Genomic DNA, 24,930 nt, shown 5'->3' on the forward strand with positions numbered 1-24,930 from the left:
CTCAGCGGGACGTGCCTTCAGCCACTGATGGAGCCGGACCGGAAGAGCTCCAGCCCCGACACCGCCACCCTGTGGCGGGGCCGGCGGTCGGCGACGAACAGGAAGCGTTCGGGAGCCGCAGGGAAACGGCTGTGGGCTCGGGCAGCCTCTCCCCCAGGGCACCTGGGAACCTGGGGGACATCACCTTCTTCCTCGCACGGACGGAGACCTATGTCTCGGTCTCTCGACGCTGCCGAAGCGCTTCGGTCGCAACATGCCGGGCCGGTCGATCGCCGGCAGCGTCTGTTGATCTCGTTCATGGGAATGCCTTTCGACGAGTCGGGGCGCCTCCGTCGACAGTCACATTCTTCGTGCGGACTTAGACTGAGAACACCTGCAACGCCAAATCGGGACGACCTGCGTTCGGCGTCCACCGCATGACCGAAATCCCGGATGAACCGTGGCCCCCCAACCGGTGGACGCCCACATCGAGCCTGTGGAATCGGCAGCCCGTGACGGATTGTGACGTCTGTCGTCAGGTTCCACAACCGGGTCGAAGGTCCGCTCCGGCCATACGAACCCTGGGGCCGGGCCATCAGAGGAAGCGGGGAAGGACGTGGCAACAGACGTCGTGGTGGTGGGCAGCGGGCCGAACGGCCTGGCCGCCGCAGTCACCATGGCGCGCGCGGGCCTGTCCGTCGCCGTCTACGAGGCGGCGGCGGACATCGGCGGCGGGCTTCGCACTCAGTCACTCTTCCGTGACGACGTGGTTCACGACATCTGCTCGGCCGTCCACCCCATGGCGCCGGCGTCCGCGTTCTTCCGGGAGTTCGACCTGGCAGCCCGGAACGTCGAGCTCCTCCAGCCAGAGATCAGCTACGCACACCCGCTCGACAACGGCCAGGCGGCACTCGCCCACCACGCCCTGGACGCCACCTGTGCGGGCCTGGGCCGTGACGGCCGGGCCTGGCGAGCACTGATGGAACCCCTGCTGGCGCGCAGTCAGGCCGTGGTCGATTTCGCACTCGGCGGACAGCGCAGTCTCCCGAGAGACCCCCACGCCCCGCTCCTCCTGGGGCTGGGCATGCTGCGTCACGGCACACCGCTCGCCCGGCACGCGTTCACCGGGCAGAAGGCAGCGGCACTGCTCGCCGGAGTGGCCGCCCATGCACTCGGCCGCATGCCGACTCCCTCCTCGGCTGCGGTGGCCCTGCTGCTGGGCCATCTCGCCCACGGCACCGGCTGGCCGCTCCCCCGCGGCGGGAGCAGGCGGATCGCCGAAGCCATGGTGTCCGACCTGAGGACCCACGGCGCGACTCTCAGCACCGGACAACGCATCGACGACCTGCGAGACACCTGCGACGCACGGGCCGTGCTCCTCGACCTCGGCCCGAAGGAATTCCTCAGGATCGCCGGCCCGCTGCTGCCACGGACCTACCGCATGGGGCTGCACGCCTTCCGGTACGGGCCGGCCGCCGCCAAGGTCGACTTCCTCACCTCAGGACCGATCCCCTGGGCCGCCCCGGAAGTGGGACCCGCGGGCACAGTCCACCTCGGAGGCCTGCAGAAGGACGTGTTCCGGCAAGAGTCACTGGTGGCCCGCGGCAGACCGGGCGGCGAACCGTTCGTCCTGGTCGTGGACCCGGCCACGACCGACCCCGGACGTATCGGCGCCGGCGGGCATCGACCGGTATGGGCCTACGCCCACGTCCCCCATGCGGACCCCACCGACCCTGCGGACGTCGTCACCGCCCGCATCGAACGATACGCACCAGGGTTCGCCGATACCGTCCTGGCACGCCGCTCCCTGACCGCACTCGACCTGGAGCAGTACAACCCGAACTACGTGGGAGGCGACATCGCCGCGGGGGCCATGACCCTTCGCCAGACACTGCTGCGCCCCCTCCCCCGCTGGAACCCGTACCGCACCCCGCTACCCGGCGTGTACCTCTGCTCCGCCTCCACACCGCCGGGGCCCGGGGTCCACGGCATGGCCGGCCACCTGGCCGCCATCTGCGCGCTGCACCGCGAATTCGGAATCCGAACACCACCTTCTCTGTCTCCCGACACCCCGCCCACACCCTGAGCTTGACTCCGCACGGGGATCTCGGATGGCCCTGCCTCGGCTGCCGAGGGTTCACCAGGTCTTCGACCGGGGGGAACCCGTTCTGGTCCGGGAGGGTCTCGAAGGTGGTCGGCGGTCTCGGCGAGGGTGGAGCATCGCCGGCGCCGCACGGTACCGCTGGCACGCGAACGCGACCCCTGTTCGTGATCAAAGGCTTCGAAAACCTTGATCATCAGAGGTCGCGTCACTCTCTGCCGAAGCGGGCAGGCGACGAGCAGCGGCGCTACACGTCTCGCCAGCTGAAAACGGTTCAGCCTTGACTCGGGTACGAGCCGGTACGCTTCCTCACCATCCCTCTGCAGCGGCGTAGGCGCCAGCGGACACGGCTACCACGGAAACCAGGACCGTGGCAGTCGCGATGATGAGAGATGCCACCGCGCCCCGGGACGGATTGACCATCCCCTCGTGCTCCTCGTGCAGTTCTCCAAGGCTTTGAGTCTGAAGGGCAATCTTGTCCTCGAGCATGGTCCCGGTCTCCAATCTGTACGGTTCATCCGATCTGTCTCCAAGGTATGAGGCATTCGGTGCGCCGGCTTCCGCCGCACGGCCCTTGCCGGGGAGGACACGGTGTCCCACGATCGGGGGACAACACTGGCTGCGCGGGCATCCGGGTGTCGAGGTCGTGTGCCGCGACGGCACCGAGTGCCGGCCACCTGCCACCGCACTCACGAGGTGCGCACCTTCCGACTACGTGGCTGTCTGGTGCGAGGTGGCGTGGACGGAGCCGAGCAGGTTGAGGGCCCCGGCGCTGGGGCTTCCGGGTTCGGCCTGGTAGACGACGAGTTGCTGGCCTGGAGCATCGCGTACGTCGAAGGCCTGGTAGGTAAGTGCCAGGGCACCGATATCGGGGTGGAGGAAGTGCTTGTCGTCCTGGGTCTTCCCACGCACGGCGTGGGTGGTCCACAGGCGGGTGAAGTCCATGCTGTGCTCGGTGAGGACGCGAACGAGTTCCCGCAGCCGCGGGTTGTCCGGGTCGAGGCCGGCCGCCTGGCGCAGGTGGCCCACGGTGGCCTGTGCCGTGGAACTCCACCGGGTGTAGAACTGTCGGCCTGCCGGATCGAGGAAGGTCATGCGGGCCAGGTTGTCGGCCTGCTCGAACGGTGAGTGCAGAGCCTCGGCCAGGGCGTTCGTCGCCAGGATGTCCAAGGTCCGGTTGATGACGAACGCCGGGGCACCCGGGTAGCCGTCCAGCAGCTGGCGAAGGGCGGGAGCGATCCGGTCCGTGCTGTGGGTGAACCGGTTGCCCGGCGCTGTCCCGGCCAGCTGGTGCAGATGGGCGTGAGCGTCGGGGTCCAGTCGCAGGGCTCGGCCGAGCGCGTCGAGTACCTGGGCCGAGGGGTGGCGTTCGCGTCCCTGTTCCAGGCGGGTGTAGTAATCCGCGTTCACCCCGGCCAGGACAGCGACCTCTTCACGGCGCAGTCCGGTGACCCTGCGCACGCCGTAGCTCGCCATGCCGACGTCCTCCGGCCGCAGTGCCGCTCTGCGTGCGCGCAGGAACTCTCCCAGACGGTTGTCGGTCATGTCCCCAGGCTAGGCCGCAGAGGCGGTGTGTTGCCCGGGTGCGGTGCACCCGGGCAACACACGTCCTGGTCGGCGTCCTTCGATCTGACCAGACTCGGTCGGGCAGACAGATCCGCACCCACGGCCGAAGGCAGTCCGTCACGACAGGGAACACGGAGGAGGGCAATACCGACGTGGTCGCCGTGTGGGTGACCGCAGACGGTCGCATCCGCCAGGAGTTGCGGACGCCGCTCCGACGACGCGAGCGGCGACCGGAGCCGCGCGTACACGGGCCGCTGCACCGTGACGGGCAGCCACATCCATGACGTCGACGACTCCGGGTTCACCGGCGGGCGACAGCCGCGACGGTGTGCCCGACCCCGAGCACCTGGTGCTCTACAGAGAGGGAATACAGGTATGACAGAGGCAGCCAAGGCCGTAACGATCACCGGAGCGAGCAGCGGGATCGGCGAGGCGACCGCCCGCCGGCTTGCCGCCGATGGCCACAGCCTGTTCCTCGGGGCACGACGCGTCGATCGTCTCGATGCGCTGACCAAGGAGATCACAGACGCGGGCGGCACCGCGGCGTTCCGTCGACTGGATGTCACGGATGCCGCCGACGTCCGGGCCTTCATGTCCGCCGCCCGCGAGCGCTACGGCCGAGTGGACGTGGTCGTCAACAACGCCGGGGTGATGCCGCTCTCGCCGCTGGAAGCGCTCAGGACCGACGAGTGGGACCGGATGATCGACGTGAACGTACGGGGCGTCCTGCACGGTATCGCCGCCGCCCTGCCCGCGATGCGCGCCCAGGGCGGCGGGCACTTCGTGAACATCGCCTCCGTCGGCGCATACGAGGTCTCTCCCACCGCCGCCGTCTACTGCGCGACCAAGTTCGCCGTACGCGCGATCACCGACGGACTGCGTCAGGAGTCCGCTGGGAACATCAGGGTCACTCTCGTCTCCCCGGGCGTGACCGAGTCCGAACTCGCCGACGGCATCTCCGACCCTGCTGCCAGGGAGGCCATGAGGACCTACCGCGCCGTGGCTCTGCCGGCCTCCGCCATAGCGGAGGCCATCGCCTACGCCATCTGCCAGCCTTCGCAGGTCGACGTCAGCGAAATCGTCGTCCGTCCCGCAGCAAGCGACCGATGACCCACGGCAGTCGACCGAACGGCGCATGAAGTCTGCCGCGCCGGGCAGGGCCAGGAGTACGCCGCTGCTCAGCTTCACGTGCCGGGAGTCCCGCGGCCGCCGCCGGCTGCGCCCGCGGGACTCCCGGCACGTCCGCTGGAGTGGCGTATCGACGGCGGTCACTCGGTGATCTCGTGTTGGGACCAAGGCTTGCAGATCGACAACACGGGGAGAGCGACATCACCGCTCTCGACGGGGTCGACGACCTGCGCCGCGCGCTCACCCGCCGCGGCAGGAGCCCGAACGCCCCTCAGCCGACCATGGGGGCGGGCCGGACGAGTGTGCCGGAACGGCCTTGGACGATCTCGTACGCCGCGTCCAGGGCTCCGATGGCGGCCAGCCCGCCCGTGCGTTCGACGAACCGGGCGACGGCCTCGGTCTTGGGCCCCATGGAGCCGTCCGGGAACCCCCCGCGGCGCAGTCCGCCGGGCGTGGCCCCGGAGACGGGCCGCTGGCCCGGGGTTCCGTAGTGCTCGTACACGCAGGGCACGTCGGTGAGGATGAGGAGGAAGTCCGCCTTGAGGTCCTCGGCGAGCAGGGCGGCGGTGAGGTCCTTGTCGATGACGGCCTCGACACCGTCGAGGAAGCCCGTCTCGGGGTGCGCTGTGACCGGGACTCCTCCCCCGCCGGCGCAGATCACCAGGGTGCCGCCGCCGAGCAGCTCGTCGATGGTCACGGTTTCGAGGACCCGTTCCGGCTCCGGGGAGGGTACGACGCGGCGCCAGCCCCCGGTGTCCCGGCCGATGCGCCAGCCGTGCCGGTGGGCGAGGTCCTCGGCCAGATCCTGGGAGTACACCTGGCCGACGAACTTCGTGGGCCTCATGAACGCGGGGTCGTCGGCCCGTACGAGGGTGTGGGTGACCAGGGCGGCGATCCGGCGCTTGGGCAGGGCGTGTTGCAGGCTGCGGGCGAGCAGCGAACCGATCATGCCCTGGGTCTGCGCGCCGAGCAGATCCAGTGGGTAGGGGGCGCTGAGCGCGGGATCGGACTCGCTCTCCATGGCGAGCAGGCCGATCTGCGGTCCGTTGCCGTGGGTGATGACGAGTTCGTGTTCCTGGGCGAGGGCGGCCAGGGCGGTGGTGACCCGGTCGATGTTGTTCTGCTGGACGGCGGCGTCAGGGTGTTCGCCTCGGTGCAGCAGGGCGTTGCCGCCGAGGGCGACGACGATGCGCATCGTCTCAGTCCTCCATGGTGGCGACGAGCACGGCCTTGATGGTGTGCAGCCGGTTCTCCGCCTGGTCGAAGACGATCGAGGCGGGCGAGGAGAAGACCCCGTCGGTGACCTCCAGGCCGTCGAGACCGTAGGAGTCGAAGAGGTTCTGGCCGAGGTCGGTGCGGCGGTCGTGCAGGGACGGCAGGCAGTGCATGAACTTCACGTCCGGGTTGCCGGTGAGTGCGAGTGTCTTGTCGTTGACCTGGTACGGGAGCAGCAGCTCTATGCGCCGGCGCCAGGTGTCGGCGGGCTCGCCCATGGAGACCCAGACGTCGGTGTGCAGGAAGTCGGCGCCGCGTACGGCGGTCTCGACGTCCTCGGTCAGCGTGATGCGCGCACCGCTGCGTTCGCCCAGGGCGCGGCAGGCGGCGACCAGCGCGGGATCGGGCCACAGTGCCTTGGGGGCGGCGATGCGCACGTCCATGCCGAGGAGCGCACCCATGGACAGCAGGGAGTTGCCCATGTTGTTGCGAGCGTCGCCGAGATAGCAGTAGGCGATGTCCTGAAGCGGTTTGGTGCTGTGTTCCCGCATGGTGAGCATGTCGCACAGGCTCTGTGTGGGGTGTGCGGTGTCGGTCAGTCCGTTGAAGACGGGGACGCCGGCGTGGGCCGCGAGTTCGGTGACGATCGGCTGGGCGGAGCCCCGGTACTCGATGCCGTCGAACATGCGGCCGAGGACACGGGCGGTGTCAGCGATGGACTCCTTGTGGCCGATGTGGGTGTCGCCCGGTCCCAGGTAGCTGGTAGCGGCTCCCTGGTCGGTGGCGGCGACCTCGAAGGCGCAGCGGGTTCGGGTGGAGGTCTTCTCGAAGATGAGGGCGAGGTGCTTGCCGGTGAGCCTGGGTTGCTCGGTGCCGGCGCGGCGGGCCGCTTTGAGGTCGGCGGCGAGGTCGAGGAGGTGGTGGACCTCGGCCGGGGTGAAGTCGAGTTCGCTCAGGTAGGAGCGGCCTCGCAGGTCGACGGTCATGGTGGTGTCCTTGTGGGTCAGCAATCCGGTCGCCTGACGGCGACACCCTGTATGCGTGAAAATCGGTGTGCGGTCGTCCGGCGGACGTCGTGTCGCCTTGGCGCGTTCCGAGCCCGTGGGTCAGGCGGCCGGGTCGCGTTCGATGGGGCAGCTCATGCAGCGGGGACCGCCACGGCCGCGGCCGAGTTCGGCGCCGGCGATGGTGACGATCTCGATGCCCTGCTTGCGGAGGTAGGTGTTGGTGGTGACGTTGCGTTCGTAGCCGACGACGACGCCGGGGGCGACGGCGAGGAAGTTGCTGCCGTCGTCCCACTGCTCGCGCTCGGCGTTCCGGGCGTCCTGCGGGGCGGAGAGCATGCGGACCTTGTCCACGTCCAGTGCCTCGGCGAGCGCGGTCGCCAGGTCGGAGTTCGGGATCACGTCGAAGCCTGCGTCACGGGCCTGGCTGGGAACCAGGGTCCAGGAGCGCAGGGAGTCGGCGAGGCCCGGGTAGATGGCGAACGCGTCACGGTCGACCATGGTGAGCACCGTGTCGAGGTGCATGTAGGCGCGGGCAGCGGGAAGCTGGACCGCGATCAGCCGACTCGCCGTGCCGTTCGCGAAGAGCCGGGCGGCCAGGCTCTCCACCGCCTGCGCGGTGGTGCGCTCGCCCATGCCGACCATGACCGCGCCGTTGCCGAGGACATGTACGTCACCGCCCTCCAGGGTGCCCGCGGCGGAGTCGAGGAGGGGTTCGGGCGCGGCGGCGGCGAACATCGGGTGGAAGCGGTAGATGGCCTCCGCGTGCAGGCTCTCGCGGCGCCGGGCGGGTTTCGCCATCGGGTTCACGGAGAGTCTGTCGTACAGCCAGCAGGAGTTGTCGCGTGGGAAGAGGTGGTTGGGCAGCGGGGGGAGCGCGAAGTCGTCCGCGCCGAGGGCGTTCCACAACAGGCTGTGCGGGCTGCGCAGCGGCAGGTCGCTCTTGAGCAGGCCGCCGATGAGGTGGCCCGCGAGGGTCTCTCCGTCGAGTTCGGCGCACAGTTCGCGCACCGGGTCGATGAGGGCGGGGCCCAGGACGGCGGGAGTGGCGACGCGGTCGAGGAGCCAGTCACGGGCCGCCGGGACGTCAAGGGTCTGGGCCAGCAGTTCCGCGAAGTAGTGGACACGGACTCCGTGGTCGCGCAGCACCTGGGCGAACGCGTCGTGCTCCTCGCGGGCGCGCTTCGCCCACAGGATGTCGTCGAAGAGCAGGGCGTCGACGTTGCGCGGGGTCAGGCGGGAGAGTTCGAGGCCGGGGCGGTGCAGCACGACCTGGCGCAGAGGCCCGGCTTCGGAGTCGACGTGGAAGGTGTTCATGGGGGGGAGTTCCTCTGGACGGGGGGCGGTCAGTCGCGGTGGCGGAGGTCGTCGCGCCCGGGGGTCCGGCCAGCGCGCTTGGTGCGCGGGCCGTGGAGGAACCGCCCGGTGGGCGGGGGCGTTTCGGGCGCCCGCGTTCGCTGGGCCGGGATCGCCGCGGCCTCCGGCTCCGGGGTCTGGCCGTCGACGGCCTCGCCCCGCTTGAGCCAGACGTAGACCGGCACGCCCAGGAGCAGCACGAACAGGCCGTAGTAGACGGTCTGGTAGCCACTGCCCTGGATCGACCAGTACGAGAAGGCGAGGGCGAGCGCGGCAACGGTGACGTCGCGGGTCAGCCGACCGCGACTGGTCTTCTCCCCGCCCGGCGTGAGCAGCCAGTACAGCTGGGCGGCGGCCGAGAAGAGGTAGGGGATCACGGCGGTCAGCACGCTCAGCAGAACAATCTTGGTGAAGACGTCCTGGAAGCTGGTGTAGCTGAACACGGTGATCAGCGAGGCCAGTACAGTCGAGGCGATGATGCCGAAGGCAGGGACCTCGTTCCTTCCACGCAGTCGCGCGAAAGCCCGCGGGAAGAGTCCGTCGCGGGCGGCGGCGTAGGGCATCTCGGCGCACAGCATGGTCCAGCCGTTGAGGGCGCCGATACCGGAGATGATTGCGGCGGCGGCGACGATGTCACCGGCCCAGGTACCGCCGAAGATGTTGTTGGCGGCATCGGTGAAGGGGGCCGTCGAACCGCCCAGCTTGCCGTGCGAGACGGTGCCGAAGACCGCGAGCGTGCCCAGGATGTAGATCACCGCGCAGACCAGCGTGCCGTAGACCGTGGCCCGCGGAACGTTGCGTCCGGGCTTCCGGACCCGCCCGGCGACCACTGCGGCGGCCTCCAGGCCGAGGTAGCTGAAGAGGGCGATGGCTCCCGCGGCCGAAATCGCGCCGAGGGCCGACTGGTCGCTGGCGTTGAAGGGACCGAACTTGTCCGCGTCGATGAACAGCAGCCCGACCGTGGCCATGAAGACCAGCGGGACGAACTTGAGCACGGTCGTGATCACCTGGAACGCACCCGTGTTGCGGACTCCGGTGAGATTGATCGCGGCGGGGATCCACAGACCGGCTACCGCGAGGAGCACCGAGATCCATTTCTGGTGCCCGGTGTTGACGAACACCTCGACATAGCCGACCCAGGCCACCGCGATGGCGGCGTTGCCGGCCCAGGCGGTGATCCAGTACGACCAGGCGTTGAGGAACCCTGCGAACTCGCCGAACGCCTCACGGGCGTAGACGTACGGGCCGCCACTGGCCGAGACACGCTTCGACAGCGCCCCGAAGGTCAGCGCCAGCGCGAGCGCGCCGAGGGTCACGACGCCGAACGCGACGAGGGAGATGGGACCGTAGGGGGCGAGCGCGGAGGGCAACGCGAAGACTCCGGTGCCGATGATGCTGCCGATCACGAGCGCGGATGCGGCGGGCAGACCGAGCGCCTTCGGCGCTGTCCCTCTTTCGTCTGGTGTGGGGCTGGACACGGGGGCTCCTCGCAGAGTTCGTCACGGGTGATTCGATCCGTGGTCGATCTTCGTGCGCTGTGCGGGACGAGGTCAGGAACCACACGGCCCGATCAGCGGCCCCGATGGTCCCGCGTCCTGCCGCCCGGCGAGCCCGGACGGCAGGACGGCCGGCCTCGAGGCAGGGTCTTTGGGCCCATGACACCAGACCCCCCTCGGCGGCACGGCAGGGTTCCCTGCCCGGATACGGATCCTCGGCGCATCCGCCGTGATCGCCTCGGCCTGGCGCGGCCCTGCCGCCTTCGACGTACCGCCGGACAGGCACTCACCCGGCGGTGTGAGCGGCGTCCGCACGTCGTCCGGGTCGCCTTCCGCGGAGTACGGGACCAGTGGTCCCCCGCCACACGACCGGCTCCGTGCCCCGCATGAGGAGCGGTCTCCCGCACCGGCCGAAGGGCGGACTGGCCCATGTACTCGGACGATGGCTTCCGTGAACTCGACCGGCATGAGTGCATGCGCCTGCTGGCCAGGGCGTCCGTCGGCCGCGTCGTCTCTCCGTCACTTGGCGGAGCCCTTGGGCCAGGCGGGGACGCATGCGGGCGCGGTGCCGTCGATCCTGCCGGCTGTGATGGCGTACGCGGCGTGGGCGGGGTCGGTGCGAAGGAGAGGGAAGGCGACCAGGAGATGCTGTCCAGCGGGAATCCTGTCGGGCCGCACGGAGAGCACGGGCTTGCCCCCCTTCGTCAGTTCGATGTGCCAGATCTTGTTCGATGAGTCATCGCCAGGGCTGGTCGGCATGTCGGTGCACTCGGGGTCTCCGGCGTAGACGACGGCCGGGACGCCGAGGCGGTTGAGGTCGCGTTGGAGTCGGCCGATGTCGAGCAGCTTGCCCGCCGGGTCGCTGATCGCGACCCTGACCCGGCCGTCGTCTTCCCGCTGCAGGGTGTACGCAGCGGTTGTGATCTTCTGCGGCGGCCGCACGGCGTCCTTCTGAGCGGTCCGGGCCGGGGTGGTCGGGTGGTGGACGGCCACAGTGGTGATGCCGGCGCCGACCGCGGCGAGTCCCGCGATGGCCAGCGACAGCCGGTGGCGCATGGCCCAGGGCCGCGGTCGTGGGGCCGGGGTGGGCGCGTCGCCGGGAGCCGTGGCCGGTTCGGCGGCGAGGACGGTGAGCTGGTTGCCGAGGCGCTGCTGGAAGCCGTCGGGCGTGGGCGAGGTCATGACGCGTTCTCCTGGGCGGTGTCGAGCAGTTGGGCACGAACGGCGGGTTGCTGGGGGGCACCGGGTTCCAGGTGGGCGGCGGGCCCCTGGCGGGCGGCGCGCAGTGCGCGGCGGGCCCGGTGCAGGCGGACCCGCACGGTGGCCTGGCTGACGCCGAGGGCCTGGGCGGCCTCACGGGGGGTCAGCCCGTCCACGGCCACCAGGTCGAGCACCGCCCGCAACGGCTCGCTGAGGGCCCCGTGCCGTGCGGCGAGTTCGCGGACAGCCCGTTCGGCGTCGATCCGCTCCTCCAGCGCCGCGATGTCCTCGGTGTCGAGCAGCCGTCGTCCGTTCAGCCGGGCCACGGCTCTGAGTTCGCGGACCGTGCCGCGGCCGTGGGAGGCCACCACATGGCGCGCGATGCCGTACAGCCAGGCGATCGGTGGTCCCTGCCGTGCGTCGAAGCGGGTGGCGGCCTCCAGGGCGGCGACGAATACATCGGCCGTGAGGTCGGCAGCCACGTGGGGGTCGGCGGTGCGGCGCGTCACGAACGTGAGTACGGCCTCGAAGTTCTCCTCGTAGAAGGCCGAGAATCCGGCCGGATCGCGTCTGGGCGGTGCGGGTCGTCGTCGGCCGCCGCGGTCGGGTATGCGCACCCGTTCCTCCAAAGGAGTCGGTCATCCCTGCATCCGTACTTGGCTTCAGCACGGCGGAGCGTTACATCGCGCCGGCGGGACGGTTCTCCCGCGGGGCGGGACGGTTCTTGGGACCGCGGGCCAGGACGAAGAGGAACAGGGCGGCCATGACCGCGACACCGGCCCACATGGCCTGCTGCCAGCCGTCGACGAAGGACTGCCGGGCGGCGTGGACCACCGCGCATGCGCGCCCACCCGGGGCGTGAATGGCTCGTGGTCCTGTCCGGCACCGCTGTCCTGATGCTGGGCCATCGCCGCTTGCGCATCGAGACCAACCAGGCCGCCGAGTTCCCCACCATGCTGCCCCATGCCATCGGCGCCGAAGGCGGCCCCTGCGAGATCCTGGGCATCTTCGACCGGGACGCCCGCCGCGGACACCGACAGCACGCCGGGGAGAACCGCGACGGCGAAGGCGACCGTGCCTGCCGTTGACGTGTACTCCCTCCCGGAGGAGGGAGATCCGGCCGTCCCGCTCTCAGCCGGTATCGGCACGACGCGGGGGCCCTCCGCGCCACTTGGTGCAAACCATCGCCGAGATCACGAACTGGCTGCCCCTCGACGAACCCCCGCGCCAGACCGTGGATCTGGCCTGCGGCACCGGAGCGGGAACGTTCGCCCTCCTGGGGCGCTTGCCCGAGGCAGGTCACCGCGGTCGACTCCTCGGCCGGACGCCTTCAGCGGTCGCACGCGCCGTTGTCGGTGAGGCAGCGGCGGATCGGTGTGATGCCGTGGGCGACGAAGAGGGCAACGGCCTGTGCGCCCTCGCGAGTCCGCTGGGCGAACCGGCGCCGGGTGATGCGACAGCTCGCCGGACACGGGCAGGCGGCCCTCGCGGTCGCGCTGGCACAGGCCGATGTCGAATGCGTCCAGAACGGGTTGGGCGTCCTTCGGCATGGAGAGGAGGGCGAGCGGGGGCGGGGTAGCCGTCCTCGATGAACAGGCGGACCGGTTACAGCCGACGCTGCCCCGGCCCGGGTCGAGGGAAAGCTGCCTCGGCCGTGGTGGTCACAGGTCGGGCGACCGCTCGGGCAGTGCCGAGGGCGTGGCGCTCGGGCCGGCAGGGGTGGCGCGCCCGGGACAGGTGGTGCTCGATCCCTCGGTGCGCCAGCGGCCGGTTCGGGTGTGGCCCGTCACCGTCACCCGCGCCGAGTCGAGGTCCGGGTCGGCGATGAGGTGAGCAGCGGCGGCCGTGCAGATCAGCTGGTCGGCGGCGGTGCGGGGCAAAGGGCTCTTGAGGTTCTGGGGCAGTTCGATGGCCACCGTGTCGGCTCGTGTCCCCACTCTCACCCCGAGCGGTGCCCGGGTGGGAGCCGGAGTCTGCCGGTGCGGTTCCACCGCCAACTGCGGCAGCTCGGTGGTCAGGCCGTGGAGGTGCTCCGGGCTGGTCGGGCCTCTGAGCAGCATCGCCACGGCAGTCTCGGCATCGACCGGACCGGTGGCCGTGCGGGGGACGACGGCCAGCATGCCGTCCCTGACGAAGTAGAGCTGTACGGTCGGCGTGACGCCGGTGGCGGCTGTTCCCGCCCCCACCACGCCGGTCGGAGCGATACCGCAGGCGGAAAGCGCCAACAGTGCCGCTGGGAGGAGCGAGCGGCGCAGGAGCGGGGTGGCGGCACGGCGAGCGGGTCTCATCGGGGGCCTCCCGCGGACCGGTCGCCATGACGTCGCAGGGGAAGGGCCACGGTGAAGAGGGCGCCGCCCGCGGCGTGGTTCGCCGCCCGGATGGTGCCGCCGTGCACGTGGACGTTCTCGGCGGTGATCGCGAGTCCCAGCCCGCTGCCCTCGGTGCGGGTCCTGGCCGTGTCCGACTTGTAGAAGCGCTCGAAGACATGGGGAAGGACGCTGTCGGGGATGCCGGGACCGCTGTCCCGTACCTCGATGACCGCGTGCGTCTCCTGCCCTGTCCGTTCGGCGGACAGACGCAGCTCCACAGGGCGGGCACCGTGCCGCAGCGCGTTGCCGACCAGGTTCGCGACGATCACGTCGAGGCGGCGTGGATCGACACGGCCGCGCAGTACGTCGGGCTCGGGCAGCCGGGCATCCACCTCCTGCGACCAGGCGCGGGAGGCGAGCGTGCGGCGCACGGACTCGGCGAGATCGATCTCGTCGAGGTGCAGGACGGCCGCGCCCGCGTCGAAACGGGCGATCTCCATGAGGTCGTCCACCAGACGAGTCAGTTTCACGGTCTCCGTGCTGATCAGTTGTACAGCCGTGGCGGTTTCGGGGTCCAGCCGGGCCGCCCCCTCGTCGAGTACGTCGGTGATCACGGACATGGCGGCCAGGGGGGTACGCAGTTCGTGCGAGACGTCGGCGGCGAAGCGGCGGGCACGTGCTTCCATGTCGCGCAGCTCGGCCACCGATGTCTCCAGCGCGGCGGCGGTCTCGTTGAAGGTGCGGGACAGATCGGCCAGTTCGTCCGAGCCCTCGGCGGTGAGCCGGGTGTCGAGGCGGCCTTCGGCGATGCTGCGGGTGGCGTGCCGCAGTGCGCGTACCGGCCGCAGCACTCCACGGGCGGCCAGCAGGGCGAGCAGGACGGCGAGAGCGAGGGCGGGTACGGTGGCCCGCTCGACGGCGGTGACCAGGGCGTCGACGTACACCTGCTCGTTCGCCAGAGGCACCGTCAGGAAGACCTGGACACCGGATGCGTGAGGACCTTGTTCGGCCGGATACGCGAACGTCACCGGCAGGCCGACGACGAGTGAGGCACGCTCGCCGTCGCGCACCCGCTGGAAAGCCGCGAAGGGGCGGGAACGCACGGTCTCACGCAGGGTGGGCTCCAGTTCCTCGAAGGGGTCACCGGGGACGGAGGTGACGCTCAGGTCGCGGTAGACGGCGAGTACGCGCCAGGCGGGGGACTGCTCGCCGGCCGCGATGTCGACCGCGAAGCGCCGCAGTCCGGACTCGGACGGGGGGAAGGCGAGGGCGGGGGCGAGCCGGTCGACGCGGGCGCGCAACTGCTTGATCACGGCGTCCTGGCTCTGCTGGAGGATGCCGGTACGGGCCTCGCGGAAGGTCAGGGTTCCGGTGGCGGCGGCGGCGAGTACGGCGACCAGGCCGAAGGCGATGACCAGGCGAACACGGAGGCCACGCAGGTGAGGCGGTCTGATCCGGCCCCTGATCGGAGCCTTCACCGAGGCCCGAACCGGTAACCGAAGCCGCGCACGGTCTGGACGTATCGGGGCCGGCCCGCCGGTTCTCCCATCTTCGACCGCAGCCGTTTGACACAGGCGTCCACGAGGCGCGCGTCACCGTGGTAGCTGTGCTCCCAGACCGTCTCCAGGAGTTGCTGGCGGCTGAACACCTGGCCGGGCGAGGCGGACAGGGTCAGCAGCAGCCGCAGTTCGGACGGCGCGAGGGCGATCGGCACGCCCTGCCGGGTGACGGACATCCCGGCCCGGTCGACGGACAGGTCTCCATGGGTCTCGATCCTGGGTATGCCGTCGGCAGCCGGTGCGGCGGTCGCGCGGCGCAGGACGGCGCGGATACGCGCCTCCAGCACACGTGCCTGGACGGGCTTGACGACGTAGTCGTCGGCTCCCGCTTCCAGACCGACGACGATGTCCACCTCGTCGCCCCGTGCCGTCGCCATGATGATCGGCATCGCCTGGTCGACGCCGCGGATCTCACGGCACACCTCCAGGCCGGTCATCCCGGGCAGCATCAGATCGAGTACGACGACATCCGGCCGGAACGAACGCAGCCGGGTCATCCCGTCCTCCCCGGTCCCGGCGGCCGCGACCTCGTGGCCCTGGTGTCGCAGTGCGAGTCCGACGGCCAGTCGGACGGCGCGGTCGTCTTCGATCAGAAGAACACGTGGCATGGGCTCAGTATCGACTCGGGAACGAACAACAGAGGACACCGTTACAGGATGATCACATAGGCTTCGTTATCGCTTCGTGATCACTCGGGCCAGGTGCGCGCACATCCCCCGCCCAGCCTGAAGGGCCATGAACGCGCACAAGGCAACCCGCTCACGTTCCCGTCGCCGCAGGCCCGGCCGCACACATGCCACCGCGCGCAGAGGCGGGAAAGGGACCTGGCCGGTGGGCTTGACCGCAGTGGCCGTACTGGTACTCGCGGGTTCAGCCGTCACAGGGTGGACCTCGTTCTCGTCCACCACGGAAGGGAACGCCGCCTCAGGCCGCTCCGGCCGCACCGCAGGCCCGCCCACCCCGGGCCCGCCTTCCGTTCCCTCCAAGAGCCCGTCCCGGCGGCAGCCGGGTCACCGTGCGACGCCGGGCTCCGCCGCCTCCACCTCCCGGCCGTCGGTGCCTGCCCTCCCCGTGTCCGGTCCCGGCACATTCACCACCGCCCCCGGAACGAGCACGAAGGCGGGGCGGGGCAAGACCCTGCGCTACCGCGTCGACATCGAGGACGGTCTCTCCCTGTCCGCCGCCGACGTCGCCGCCCAGGTCGAGAGCATCCTCGCCGATCGCCGGGGCTGGACGGCGAACGGCACGTCGGCCTTTCAGCGCGTCTCCAGCGGCCCGACGGACTTCGCCGTACGCGTCGCCACCCCGAGAACCGTGGACGAGATCTGCGGACGGTACGGCCTGGACACCGGTGGCGAGCTCAACTGCGACGTGGGCCGACAGGTCATGGTCAACCTCAAGCGCTGGCTCCTGGCAACTCCCGTCTACGCGAAGGACGTCACCGCCTACCGCGCGCTGATCATCAACCACGAGGTCGGCCACTTCCTCGGCCACGGCCACGTCGGCTGCCCCGGCGGGGGCGAACCGGCCCCGGTGATGATGCAGCAGATCAAGGGCATGCACGGCTGCACCCCCAACGTCTGGCCGTATGACACCCACGGGCGGTACATCACCGGCCCCGCCTCCCCCTGACCCCGGCGTCCGGACAGACCCCGTTCCGGCACCTGGGGGGTGGACACGGTGCGGCGGGCAGCAAGCCGGCCGGGTCGCGACCGTCCAGGAAACGGATGCCGAATTCCTGGGCTCCGCACCCGGCGGGCCGGCACCTCGGTGCTCAGGAGTCGGTCTCAGGGTCCGGAGCCGGAACCCGGAAGCACACCAGGATCGAGCACCGCGCACCGCGCACCGCCGCCAGCGCGGCGTGGATCGCGTCCACCCTCATGCGGAAACGCGATGCCCGGCATGCCGGATCGCCGTCGGCAGTCCGGAGCCGACCTCGCCCAGCATCGCCGCATGACGAGTTCCGCCCTTCCGGCAGCTGGTTGAGCCAAGGGATCCAGCCGGTCGGATATACCGTTCCGGACGGCCGCCCCGCGTTCGAAACGGCCACAAGGGAAGCAGGCGTCCGGTGGTGCCCCGGCTCTTCGCGGTTGAGGGTGCGGCGCCGAGAATGCGGAGCTGTTGGATGGTTGGACGTGAGTCGTCAGGAGGTACGAGCCTCATGGTTCTCGCGGTTCGCGAGGACCTCAGCCATGTGCGTCTGCGCCCAGTTTCTGAGCCCGCGCGTCATGTGGTGGAGCGAGAGGCCGAGGTCGGTCAGCTCGTAGGAGACGGTGACAGGGACGGTCGGCGTCACGGTACGGGTGAGCAGACCATCGTGCTCCAGCGACCGTAGCGTCTGGGTCAGCATCTTCTGGCTGACCCCGGCCAGAAGACGGGAGATCTCGGAGTAGCGCATCGCCTTCGGAGCGTCTGCGCGTGCTGCGCCGGGCTGGCCAGCGCTGTTGTCGCCGCCCAGCGCACACAGGATCAGAACGACCCACTTGTCCGAGATTCGGTCGAGCAGCTGCCGGCTGGGGCACCCCGCCAGGAACGCGTTGTACTCCGCCTTGGCCTGAGCCCTCTTCTGGGCCGCCTTCATCGTCGTCACTGATCGCACCTCTCACCAACGGGTGGGTTACGCACTCCGAAGTACCTACTTCCCGACAGGAAGTTTCTCTCCAATGCTGATGCAGGAAGGCGGCAGGCACCACCCCCAAGTGCACGACGAAGGGCAACAAGATGAGCACACCCCCTCTCTCCCTTCCCGGCGGCACCTGGGCGCTGGGCGACCTCACCGTCACCCGGTTCGGCTACGGCGCCATGCAACTGGCCGGCCCGTGGGTCATGGGGCCGCCCGCAGATCGCGAGGGCGCCCTGACCGTTCTACGTGAAGCGGTCGACCTCGGTATCACCCACATCGACACCAGCGAGGCCTACGGGCCGCGCGTCACCAACGAGTTGATCCGCGAGGCACTGCACCCCTACCCCGAGTCGCTGCACATCGTGACCAAGGTGGGCGCGACCCGCGACGAACGGGGCGGCTGGCCTGCGGCCCGGCGACCCGAAGACCTGCGCCGCCAGGTCCGCGACAACCTCACCTCCCTCCGGCTCGACGTACTCGACCTGGTCGACCTCCGACTCGGCAACGCCGAAGGCCCCCAGCCCGGCTCGCTCGCCGAGGCGTTCGAGACGCTCGTCGAACTCCAGCAGCAGGGCCTGATCCGCCACCTCGGGGTCAGCAACGCCACCGAGGAGCAGGTCACTGAGGCACAGAGCATCGCGCCGATCGTGTGCGTGCAGAACATGTACAACCTCGCCCACCGCCTCGACGACAAGCTCGTCGACCGGCTCGCCCCCGACGGCGTCGCCTACGTGCCCTTCTTCCCCCTCGGGGGCTTCACCCCGCTTCAGTCCTCGGCACTCTCGGCGGTCGCCGCTCGACGGGAAGCGACGCCGATGTCCGTCGCACTGGCCTGGCTACTGCAGCGATCACCGAACATCCTGCTCATCCCCGGCACGTCATCGACGGCACACCTGCGCGAGAACATCGCCGGCGCGAACCTCTCCCTCTCTCATGAGGACTTGACCGAGCTGGACGACATCGGCCGCTGAACGCCCCGGAGCTGAACGGTTCACAAGCCACGACCGAAGCCACCATTCAGGTTGCGGCCCCGGTCACCTTCGCGCGACCGAGGCCAAAGCGGGCCGATTCGCCCTCGGCTGGATGACTTCCGATCATCAACGGTCAGGAACGTGTGTCACACCGACGTGGCAGCTCACCCCGCGTCAGCGGCCGGGTAGGCGTCGAGGTCTCCCGGGGAAGGGGGATCCCACACCAAGCCCATCCGGAAGACCTCGGCCCCGCACGACGCTACCGCTGAGGCGGGCTTCGCCCGCGCTGACATGATGACGCTCTGCCGCCTTGACGAGCTCGGGCTCGAAGTCACCGGTCAGCGACTTGCCCCGGACAGTGTCCGGTGACGGTGCGCAGGACGGGTGCGGTCACGCCTTCCGCTGGATCGCGTCGGTGGCCCTGTCCGCGGCGGTCACTCGGCCGCCGGTCCGGAAGTGAAGAACCGGATCATCCGCTCAAGCCCCCGGTCGCCGAACATCGTCTCCAGGCTGGCGGCTGATTCGGCGGCGGACGCCTCGCTGCGCGGGAAGAGGGCCTTCTCATAGGCGGTCAGCGCGGCCCCGGTGTCGCCGCGGTGGGCGGCGATCGCCTCGGCGAGTTCGGCACCGTCGAGCATGGCCAGGTTGGCCCCCTCTCCGGCGAAGGGGGACATCACGTGGGCGGCGTCTCCGAGGAGCGTCACGCCCGGGATCCGCTCCCAGCGGTGTCCGACCGGCAGGGCGTGGATGCGGCGTGGGGTGATGGTGTCGGCGTCGGCGATCAGGGCGCGCAGGTCCTCGTGCCAGCCCTCGAAGTGGGTGAGAACGGTGGTCTTGGCGGCGGCGAGATCCGTGAAGTCGATGGTGTCGAGCCAGCCCTCCTCCGCCTTCAGCGCGGCGTAGACATGGAGGCTGCCGTCGGTCTCGCGATGCGCGAGGAAGCCGCGCTGGCCGCCCAGGCCGATGAAGAACCCGCCCCCGACGACGGCGGCGCTGCGCGGGTGACGGACATCGGCGTCGTACAGGTCGGCCTCGGCGAAGGAGATGCCGGTGTAGGCGGGCATGGCATCCGAGAGCAGCGGCCTCACGCGGGACCAGGCTCCGTCGGCGCCGACCAGAAGGTCGGTGGTGATGGCGGAGCCGTCGGCGAAGGCCACCTCGTGCCGGCCGTCGCCCAGAGCGCGGGCGCCGGTGACCTTCCTGCCCCAGTGGACCGTGCCGTCGGGCAGCGAGTTCAGCAGCAGGTCCCGCAGGTCGCCGCGGTCCACCTCCGGGCGGCCGCCGGTGCCGTCGTCCTTCTCCGAGACGTGGACGGTAGCGTCCGGGCCGACCAGGCGCATCGTCTGACCGCCCTCGTGGACGATCTTCAGGAAATCGTCGTGGAGGCCGGCGGTGTGCAGTGCCTTCTGGCCGTTCTCCTCGTGGATGTCGAGCATGCCGCCCTGAACGCGGGCCACGGCGGACGCCTCCCGTTCGAAGACGGCGGCCTGGATGCCGTTGACGTGCAGGACGCGGGCGGCGGTGAGGCCGCCGACACCTCCGCCGATGATCGCGATGGGGTGGTGGGTGCTCATGGGGGCCTCCAGACGGCCGGCCGAGTGCGCACGAAGCGCGCAGCCCGGGAAGGGGTTCGGAGCCGGCATGGGCCGTTCCGCCGCAGGGCGGCGGACGGCTCGGTCACGAGGTGACACGGCCGGACGCCCCCAAGCTAGCGAACATGTTCGTTACGAACAAGTTCGCAATGGCTCGCGAGACAGACGGGGCGCGCACCACGGCGGAGCCGCCCCGGCAGCGGGCGGGCCGGGCTGCCGACGAGGCGGCCTCAGCCCTTCGCGCCGGGGACGGGTGTGTGCGTGATGCCGTTGACCAGAACGTCGAAGCCCCAGCTCATGCGGTCGCCGGGCGAGCCGCTGACCAGGGCGGGCATGTGCGCCTTGATGGCCGGGTGGGCCGTCTCGTCCACGGACTGCAGGGCCCGGTTGGTGGCCTTCCAGTCGTCCTCGGCCAGGGGGTCGTGTTCCTGCGTCGACTGCTCGGCGGCCGTGGCGGTGGCGTCCTGGAGCAGCTTGTCCACGCCCCAGGCGACCTGCTCACGGGAGGCTCCGCTGCGGGACAGCAGGTCCAGGACGCACTCCACCAGCCGCAGGTAGTTCTCGCCACTGGGGCGCGCCACGAGAGCCGACCGGGCGAGCTGTGGGTGGTCGAACAGCACGGCGGTGTAGGAAGCCAGTACGGCGCGGAGCCGCTCGCGCCAGCTTTGCCCGGCGCTACCGCCGGTCAGGTCGACCTCGCCCAGGAGGGCGTCCAGCACGGCCGCATGCAGTTCGGCGGTGCTGGCCACGTAGACGTACAGCGACGCCGGACCGGTGTCCAGTTCCTTGGCCAGACGGCGCATGGTGACCTTCTCCAGCCCCTCGGCGCGCATGACCCGCACGGCGGCGTCCACGATCAACCGCCGTGAAAGGGCGGGCTTCGCCGGACGCTCCCGGCGGCTGATCGGCTCTCTCCTCGCAGTCATTCCCCGATCGTAACGAACATGTTCGCGCAGCTGTCGTGTGCGCGCCTCGAGGAAGACCACGCGAGGACGGCGTGGAAAGGCGTGAGCAATCGCTTCTGCTTCACCCTTCCGCCACCTCCGTTCCCGGTGTCCGGGAGAGTGGGACGCCCTCATCGGGACGCATAGCGAACCCAGGCATCCGTGAGGTTCTGGAGTGCCGCGCGAGTGGCCCCGCTGCTCTCCAGGTGACGCGTGAAGGTCTGCAGCCGGTCGGGGCCCCGGGGCCAGTCCGGATCGGCGGCAGCCATCCTGGCGAACTCGCCGATCGCGTCCTCATCCGTCAGGTGCCTCAGCAACCACGCTGTGAACCCGCTCATGGAGCCATCCCTGATTCCGGCATCACCAGCCTCAGCACACGGCGCCGAGCGACCGCGTGCCCACACGGCCGGTGAGCACCCCGCAGGCAGCCCTCGACCGCCGAGTGTCGTGACGCACGGTACTCGGTCGTCAGGACCACCGGAACGGGCTCGGCAGGTTCCGGCCAGCGGGTCCGGCGATCGGCCGCGCCACCTCGGCGCAAGATCGACTACCTGGCCGGGGACGGCTCCGCGAGACTGGGGACACGCGATCCCTGACGAAAGGTCGAGGTGCCCGGTGGTGGAATCGGAAGACGACGCCCTCACTATCCGCCAGGTGGCCGAGCGGCTGGTGAAGGCACACCCCCAGCTCGACGTCGGTCTGGTCGAGGACTCGGTACAGACCGCGTACGAGGAGCTCAGGTACGCACGTGTGCGCACCTATCTGCCGGTCCTGATGGAACGCCGGGCCAAGGACCTGCTCCCCTCCGGCGAATGCACCGATCCCGATACCTGAACCTCCGCGTACGGACGGACCGACCGGACCGGAGGAAGGGGAAGTGATACCCCGTGAGGCGCTCTGGCGGCCCCCACGGCTCCGGGTGCCGCTCGGCACCGGGGCGGGAGGGGGACGCCCGCCCCGCGAGCCGGAAGTGCTCCGGCAGATCGCCCAGGGGTTGTCGAACGCGGAGATCGCCGCGAAGCTCATCCCCCGAGACCGTCAAGACCTGTGTGTCACGCATCCTGACGAAGCCCGGTCTGCGCGACCGCGTCCAAGCCGTCGTCCTCGCCCGGCGTCCTTGTCGGGGCCGGGCCGCGTCCCGGCCCCGGCTCTCCGTCTGCGACGATTCGTGTGTGGACCACTCGAACGATCATGTCCCCGGTGCCCCGGTCCGCTCCGGCGTTCCCGAGCACGGGCGCATCCCCAAGTACTACGCGGTCAAGGTGCGGATCGCCTCGCTGGTGGAGGAGCTGGGGCATGGCAGCACGATCCCCACCGAGCGCGATCTGGCCGAGCGGTACGGAGTCGCCCGCGAGACCGTGCGGCAGGCGGTGCGCGAGCTGGTGCTGGAGGGGCGGCTGAGGCGGCAGGGCCGGGGTACCGTCGTCGCGGGGCCCAAGCTGGAGCAGCCGCTGTCCCTCGCCAGCTACACGGAAGGGGTACGGCGGCAGGGGCGCACCCCTGGCCGTACGCTCGTCTCCCTCGACCGCTTCCCCTGTCCGCCCGCCCTCGCCACCGAGATCGGCCTCGCTCTCGGCGAACCGGTCTGGCACCTGGAGCGCGTGCTGCTTGCCGACGACGAGCGGGTCGGCCTGGAGAGCACCTACGTCGCCGTGGCCCGGGTGCCGCGGCTGGACACCGAGTTCGACCCGGACTCCTCCTTCTACGTCTATCTGAGGGCCCGGGGCATCGAGTTCGGCGACGCCGACGAACGGGTCGAGACCGTGCTCGCCACACCCCGCGAGGCACTCCTCATCGGCACGCCGCCGGCGCTGCCGATGCTGCTGATCCACCGCGTCTCCCGGGACACCGAAGGACGCCCTCTGGAGCGGGTGCGGGGCCTCTACCGGGGGGACCGGTTCTCGTTCACCGCGCGCCTGCGCGGCTGAAAGCCACCACCTCCCCACCTATCAGACATCACGGAAAGATAACGGGTCTAGCCCAAACGTGATGGGTCGTTCACACTCTCGCCGTCATCCGGACCCTTCCGGTTACCGATCCCCGAGGAGCGTTTCCGTCGTGAGAGTGACAGTCGTCGGAGCAGGCGTGGTGGGCACCATGCACGCCTGGCACGCAGTGGAACGTGGCCATGAGGTCGTGCAGATCGAGCGCGAGGCAGAGGCGCGCGGCGCCTCGGTGCGCAACTTCGGGCAGATCTGGGTCAGTGGTCGCGCCGGTGGAGAAGAGCTGGAGACCGCGCTACGGGCGCGGAAGTCGTGGGAAGACATTGGCGGACGCGTACCCGGGCTCGGCTTCCGGGCCAACGGGTCGCTCACCCCCGTGCGCGGCCCCCTCGCGCTCGCCGTCGCCGAGGCGGCGGTGGCACGCGAGGACGCCGCCGCCCGGGGCCGCAGGCTACTCACCGCCGACGAGGCGCGCGTCCTCAACCCCGCACTGCGCGGCGCCTTCGACGCGGCCCTGTACTGCGAGCGCGACGCCGCGGTCGAGCCGCGCACCGCCCAACTGGCGCTGCGTGAAGAGCTGCTGAAGTCCCCGAACTACACGTTCCTGCCGGGACGTGAGGTGCGCGAGGTGACCGGTGCGGGAACCGTCCGCGACGACCACGGCGAGGTGCATCGCGGCGACGTGGTCGTGCTGTGCACGGGCGCCTGGCTGGGCGGGCTGGTGCGGGAGCTGGCCGGGCCCGAACTGCCGGTGCGCCGGGTGCGTTTGCAGATGCTGCAGACCGACCCGCTGGGCGAGAAGCTCACCACCTCGGTCGCGGACGCCGACAGTTTCCGGTACTACCCGGCCTACGCCTCCCCGGCGCTGGACGCGTTCAACGCCGGCCGGCCGCAGTCGGCGACCGCCGCCGAGCACAGGATGCAGCTGCTCATGGTGCAGCGCGCCGACGGCGGTCTGACCATCGGGGACACCCACGAGTACGAGCACCCTTTCGCCTTCGACACCCTCGAAGACCCCTACGAGCACCTGACCGGCGTGGTCGAGTCCCTCCTTGGCCGGCCGCTGCCGAGGATCCGGCGCCGCTGGGCGGGCGTGTACGCACAGTGCACCGATACCAGCCGGGTCGTGCACCGGCAGCGGGTCAGCGACGGGGTGTGGCTGGTCACCGGGCCCGGCGGGCGCGGCATGACCTGCGCGCCCGCGATAGCCGAGACGACCGCCGACGAGCTGGGCTGGTGAGACGGTTGACCACGCAAGACACCGACACACGACTCGTCGTGCTCGACATGGCCGGGACCACCGTCGCCGACGGCGGTCTGGTCGAGCGCGCCTTCGAGGCCGCGGCCGCCGAGCTGGGTGTCGAGCCCGGCTCGGCCGACCACGCGGAGAAGCTGGACTACGTCCGGGCCACCATGGGTGAATCCAAGATCTCCGTCTTCCGGCACCTGTTCGGGGACGAGGGCCTCGCCCAGCGTGCCAACACCGCCTTCGAGAAGGCATACGGTGGCCTCGTCGACGCGGGCTTGATCGCCCCGGTCCCCGGTGCCCGCGAGGCGATCGAGGAAATCGCCGGCAGCGGCCGGGCCGTCGTCCTGACCACCGGCTTCGCCCGTGTCACCCAGGATGCCGTCCTGTCCGCGCTCGGCTGGCGGGACCTCGTGCCGCTGACCCTGTGCCCGGCCGACGCGGGCGGGCGCGGGCGGCCCTTCCCGGACATGGTCCTGGAGGCGTTCGTGCGGACCAAGGCAGCGGAGGACGTCCGGCAGGTCGCCGTGGTCGGGGACACCTCCTACGACGTGCTGAGCGGCCTGCGGGCCGGGGCGGGAGTGGTGGCCGGCGTGCGTACCGGGGCGCACGGGGACGCCGAGCTCCGGGCCGCCGGCGCCACCCACGTCCTCGACTCCGTCGCCGCCCTGCCCGCCCTGCTCACGGGAGCCCGGTGA

24 protein-coding genes and 3 pseudogenes are annotated in these 24,930 nt (G+C 70.5%); 11 read left to right on the plus strand and 16 right to left on the minus strand.

What is annotated here, in order from left to right; all coding sequences use genetic code 11:
- Nucleotides 1-595: 595 nt before the first annotated feature.
- A complete protein-coding gene (locus I3F54_RS25445) occupies nucleotides 596-2,065 on the plus strand; it encodes an NAD(P)/FAD-dependent oxidoreductase (protein WP_308373916.1) in 1,470 nt (489 codons plus the stop codon).
- A gap of 324 nt (nucleotides 2,066-2,389) precedes the next feature.
- On the opposite strand, the gene I3F54_RS25450 is transcribed toward I3F54_RS25445, so the two are convergent.
- Both I3F54_RS25450 and I3F54_RS25455 read right to left on the minus strand, forming a co-directional pair.
- Complete coding sequence (locus tag I3F54_RS25450; RefSeq protein WP_240121235.1) at nucleotides 2,390-2,569, minus strand: hypothetical protein; 180 nt, start codon at nucleotides 2,567-2,569, stop codon at nucleotides 2,390-2,392.
- Between the two features lie 222 nt (nucleotides 2,570-2,791).
- A complete protein-coding gene (locus I3F54_RS25455; RefSeq protein WP_240121236.1) occupies nucleotides 2,792-3,625 on the minus strand; it encodes a helix-turn-helix transcriptional regulator in 834 nt (277 codons plus the stop codon).
- A gap of 110 nt (nucleotides 3,626-3,735) precedes the next feature.
- Here I3F54_RS25455 and I3F54_RS25460 point away from each other — a divergent pair.
- Nucleotides 3,736-4,025, plus strand: a pseudogene (locus tag I3F54_RS25460) (Atu4866 domain-containing protein).
- The gene (locus tag I3F54_RS25465) at nucleotides 4,022-4,756 is read left to right on the plus strand and encodes an SDR family oxidoreductase (RefSeq protein WP_240121237.1); all 735 of its coding nucleotides are present in this window, start codon (nucleotides 4,022-4,024) and stop codon (nucleotides 4,754-4,756) included. The pseudogene I3F54_RS25460 and the gene I3F54_RS25465 overlap by 4 nt, the downstream one beginning before the upstream one ends.
- Before the next feature lie 289 nt (nucleotides 4,757-5,045).
- Here I3F54_RS25465 and I3F54_RS25470 read toward each other — a convergent pair whose 3' ends face one another.
- The 7 genes from I3F54_RS25470 to I3F54_RS25500 all read right to left on the minus strand — a co-directional run bounded on the left by I3F54_RS25470 (nucleotide 5,046) and on the right by I3F54_RS25500 (nucleotide 11,879).
- Nucleotides 5,046-5,969: a carbamate kinase gene (locus I3F54_RS25470; RefSeq protein ID WP_240121238.1), complete on the minus strand. Its 924-nt coding sequence runs from the start codon at nucleotides 5,967-5,969 to the stop codon at nucleotides 5,046-5,048.
- 4 nt (nucleotides 5,970-5,973) lie between these two features.
- Nucleotides 5,974-6,975: an ornithine carbamoyltransferase gene (gene argF / locus I3F54_RS25475; protein ID WP_240121239.1), complete on the minus strand. Its 1,002-nt coding sequence runs from the start codon at nucleotides 6,973-6,975 to the stop codon at nucleotides 5,974-5,976.
- A gap of 120 nt (nucleotides 6,976-7,095) precedes the next feature.
- Nucleotides 7,096-8,310: an arginine deiminase gene (locus I3F54_RS25480; RefSeq protein ID WP_240121240.1), complete on the minus strand. Its 1,215-nt coding sequence runs from the start codon at nucleotides 8,308-8,310 to the stop codon at nucleotides 7,096-7,098.
- Nucleotides 8,311-8,339: 29 nt separating this feature from the next.
- Entirely contained in the window at nucleotides 8,340-9,755 is a 1,416-nt protein-coding gene (locus tag I3F54_RS25485; protein ID WP_240121283.1) for an amino acid permease, read from the minus strand.
- Between the two features lie 609 nt (nucleotides 9,756-10,364).
- On the minus strand, nucleotides 10,365-11,027 hold the full coding sequence (locus I3F54_RS25490; RefSeq protein WP_240121241.1) for a hypothetical protein: 663 nt from the start codon (nucleotides 11,025-11,027) through the stop codon (nucleotides 10,365-10,367).
- Nucleotides 11,024-11,662: an RNA polymerase sigma factor gene (locus tag I3F54_RS25495; protein WP_240121242.1), complete on the minus strand. Its 639-nt coding sequence runs from the start codon at nucleotides 11,660-11,662 to the stop codon at nucleotides 11,024-11,026. The genes I3F54_RS25490 and I3F54_RS25495 overlap by 4 nt, the downstream gene beginning before the upstream one ends.
- A 61-nt stretch (nucleotides 11,663-11,723) precedes the next feature.
- Complete coding sequence (locus I3F54_RS25500; RefSeq protein ID WP_240121243.1) at nucleotides 11,724-11,879, minus strand: hypothetical protein; 156 nt, start codon at nucleotides 11,877-11,879, stop codon at nucleotides 11,724-11,726.
- Here I3F54_RS25500 and I3F54_RS25505 point away from each other — a divergent pair.
- Nucleotides 11,876-12,133, plus strand: a pseudogene (locus I3F54_RS25505) (cupin domain-containing protein); the annotation flags it as partial. The gene I3F54_RS25500 and the pseudogene I3F54_RS25505 sit on opposite strands and share 4 nt — an antisense overlap.
- A gap of 95 nt (nucleotides 12,134-12,228) precedes the next feature.
- A pseudogene (locus I3F54_RS25510) lies at nucleotides 12,229-12,382 on the plus strand (trans-aconitate 2-methyltransferase); the annotation flags it as partial.
- A gap of 324 nt (nucleotides 12,383-12,706) precedes the next feature.
- On the opposite strand, the gene I3F54_RS25515 reads toward I3F54_RS25510, so the two are convergent.
- The 3 genes from I3F54_RS25515 to I3F54_RS25525 are packed head-to-tail and all read right to left on the minus strand — an operon-like array spanning nucleotide 12,707 to nucleotide 15,521.
- The gene (locus I3F54_RS25515; RefSeq protein WP_240121244.1) at nucleotides 12,707-13,333 is read right to left on the minus strand and encodes a hypothetical protein; all 627 of its coding nucleotides are present in this window, start codon (nucleotides 13,331-13,333) and stop codon (nucleotides 12,707-12,709) included.
- Nucleotides 13,330-14,832 carry an ATP-binding protein gene (locus tag I3F54_RS25520; protein ID WP_240121245.1) on the minus strand — a complete coding sequence of 501 codons (1,503 nt, stop codon included), beginning with the start codon at nucleotides 14,830-14,832 and terminating at the stop codon, nucleotides 13,330-13,332. The genes I3F54_RS25515 and I3F54_RS25520 overlap by 4 nt, the downstream gene beginning before the upstream one ends.
- Complete coding sequence (locus I3F54_RS25525; protein WP_240121246.1) at nucleotides 14,829-15,521, minus strand: response regulator transcription factor; 693 nt, start codon at nucleotides 15,519-15,521, stop codon at nucleotides 14,829-14,831. The genes I3F54_RS25520 and I3F54_RS25525 overlap by 4 nt, the downstream gene beginning before the upstream one ends.
- Nucleotides 15,522-15,648: 127 nt before the next feature.
- Here I3F54_RS25525 and I3F54_RS25530 point away from each other — a divergent pair, with 127 nt between their 5' ends.
- A complete protein-coding gene (locus I3F54_RS25530) occupies nucleotides 15,649-16,545 on the plus strand; it encodes a DUF3152 domain-containing protein (protein ID WP_240121247.1) in 897 nt (298 codons plus the stop codon).
- A 511-nt stretch (nucleotides 16,546-17,056) separates the two neighbouring features.
- On the opposite strand, the gene I3F54_RS25535 is transcribed toward I3F54_RS25530, so the two are convergent.
- Nucleotides 17,057-17,494 carry a helix-turn-helix domain-containing protein gene (locus tag I3F54_RS25535; protein WP_275676812.1) on the minus strand — a complete coding sequence of 146 codons (438 nt, stop codon included), beginning with the start codon at nucleotides 17,492-17,494 and terminating at the stop codon, nucleotides 17,057-17,059.
- A gap of 140 nt (nucleotides 17,495-17,634) precedes the next feature.
- On the opposite strand from I3F54_RS25535, the gene I3F54_RS25540 reads away from it, so the two are divergent.
- Nucleotides 17,635-18,507, plus strand: a complete 873-nt coding sequence (locus I3F54_RS25540; RefSeq protein WP_240121249.1) for an aldo/keto reductase family oxidoreductase — start codon at nucleotides 17,635-17,637, stop codon at nucleotides 18,505-18,507.
- A 434-nt stretch (nucleotides 18,508-18,941) separates the two neighbouring features.
- Here the strand turns inward: I3F54_RS25540 and I3F54_RS25545 are convergent, their stop codons facing one another.
- The 3 genes from I3F54_RS25545 to I3F54_RS25555 all read right to left on the minus strand — a co-directional run bounded on the left by I3F54_RS25545 (nucleotide 18,942) and on the right by I3F54_RS25555 (nucleotide 21,381).
- Nucleotides 18,942-20,081 carry an NAD(P)/FAD-dependent oxidoreductase gene (locus I3F54_RS25545; protein WP_240121250.1) on the minus strand — a complete coding sequence of 380 codons (1,140 nt, stop codon included), beginning with the start codon at nucleotides 20,079-20,081 and terminating at the stop codon, nucleotides 18,942-18,944.
- Between the two features lie 248 nt (nucleotides 20,082-20,329).
- Complete coding sequence (locus I3F54_RS25550) at nucleotides 20,330-21,025, minus strand: TetR/AcrR family transcriptional regulator (RefSeq protein WP_240121251.1); 696 nt, start codon at nucleotides 21,023-21,025, stop codon at nucleotides 20,330-20,332.
- A gap of 149 nt (nucleotides 21,026-21,174) precedes the next feature.
- On the minus strand, nucleotides 21,175-21,381 hold the full coding sequence (locus I3F54_RS25555; protein WP_240121252.1) for a YozE family protein: 207 nt from the start codon (nucleotides 21,379-21,381) through the stop codon (nucleotides 21,175-21,177).
- Between the two features lie 280 nt (nucleotides 21,382-21,661).
- On the opposite strand from I3F54_RS25555, the gene I3F54_RS25560 reads away from it, so the two are divergent.
- The 4 genes from I3F54_RS25560 to I3F54_RS25575 all read left to right on the plus strand — a co-directional run bounded on the left by I3F54_RS25560 (nucleotide 21,662) and on the right by I3F54_RS25575 (nucleotide 24,930).
- Nucleotides 21,662-21,877, plus strand: coding sequence for a three-helix bundle dimerization domain-containing protein (locus tag I3F54_RS25560; protein WP_240121253.1), 216 nt, complete (start codon nucleotides 21,662-21,664; stop codon nucleotides 21,875-21,877).
- Between the two features lie 338 nt (nucleotides 21,878-22,215).
- Nucleotides 22,216-22,971, plus strand: a complete 756-nt coding sequence (locus I3F54_RS25565) for a GntR family transcriptional regulator (RefSeq protein WP_240121254.1) — start codon at nucleotides 22,216-22,218, stop codon at nucleotides 22,969-22,971.
- A gap of 130 nt (nucleotides 22,972-23,101) precedes the next feature.
- Complete coding sequence (locus tag I3F54_RS25570; RefSeq protein ID WP_240121255.1) at nucleotides 23,102-24,226, plus strand: TIGR03364 family FAD-dependent oxidoreductase; 1,125 nt, start codon at nucleotides 23,102-23,104, stop codon at nucleotides 24,224-24,226.
- Nucleotides 24,223-24,930 (plus strand): HAD family hydrolase, encoded by a 708-nt coding sequence (locus I3F54_RS25575; protein WP_374205963.1) that lies wholly within the window; start codon nucleotides 24,223-24,225, stop codon nucleotides 24,928-24,930. Before I3F54_RS25570 ends, I3F54_RS25575 begins: the two co-directional genes overlap by 4 nt.

This window comes from Streptomyces sp. MUM 2J, from assembly GCF_022414535.1.
In the GTDB taxonomy this organism is placed as follows: domain Bacteria; phylum Actinomycetota; class Actinomycetes; order Streptomycetales; family Streptomycetaceae; genus Streptomyces.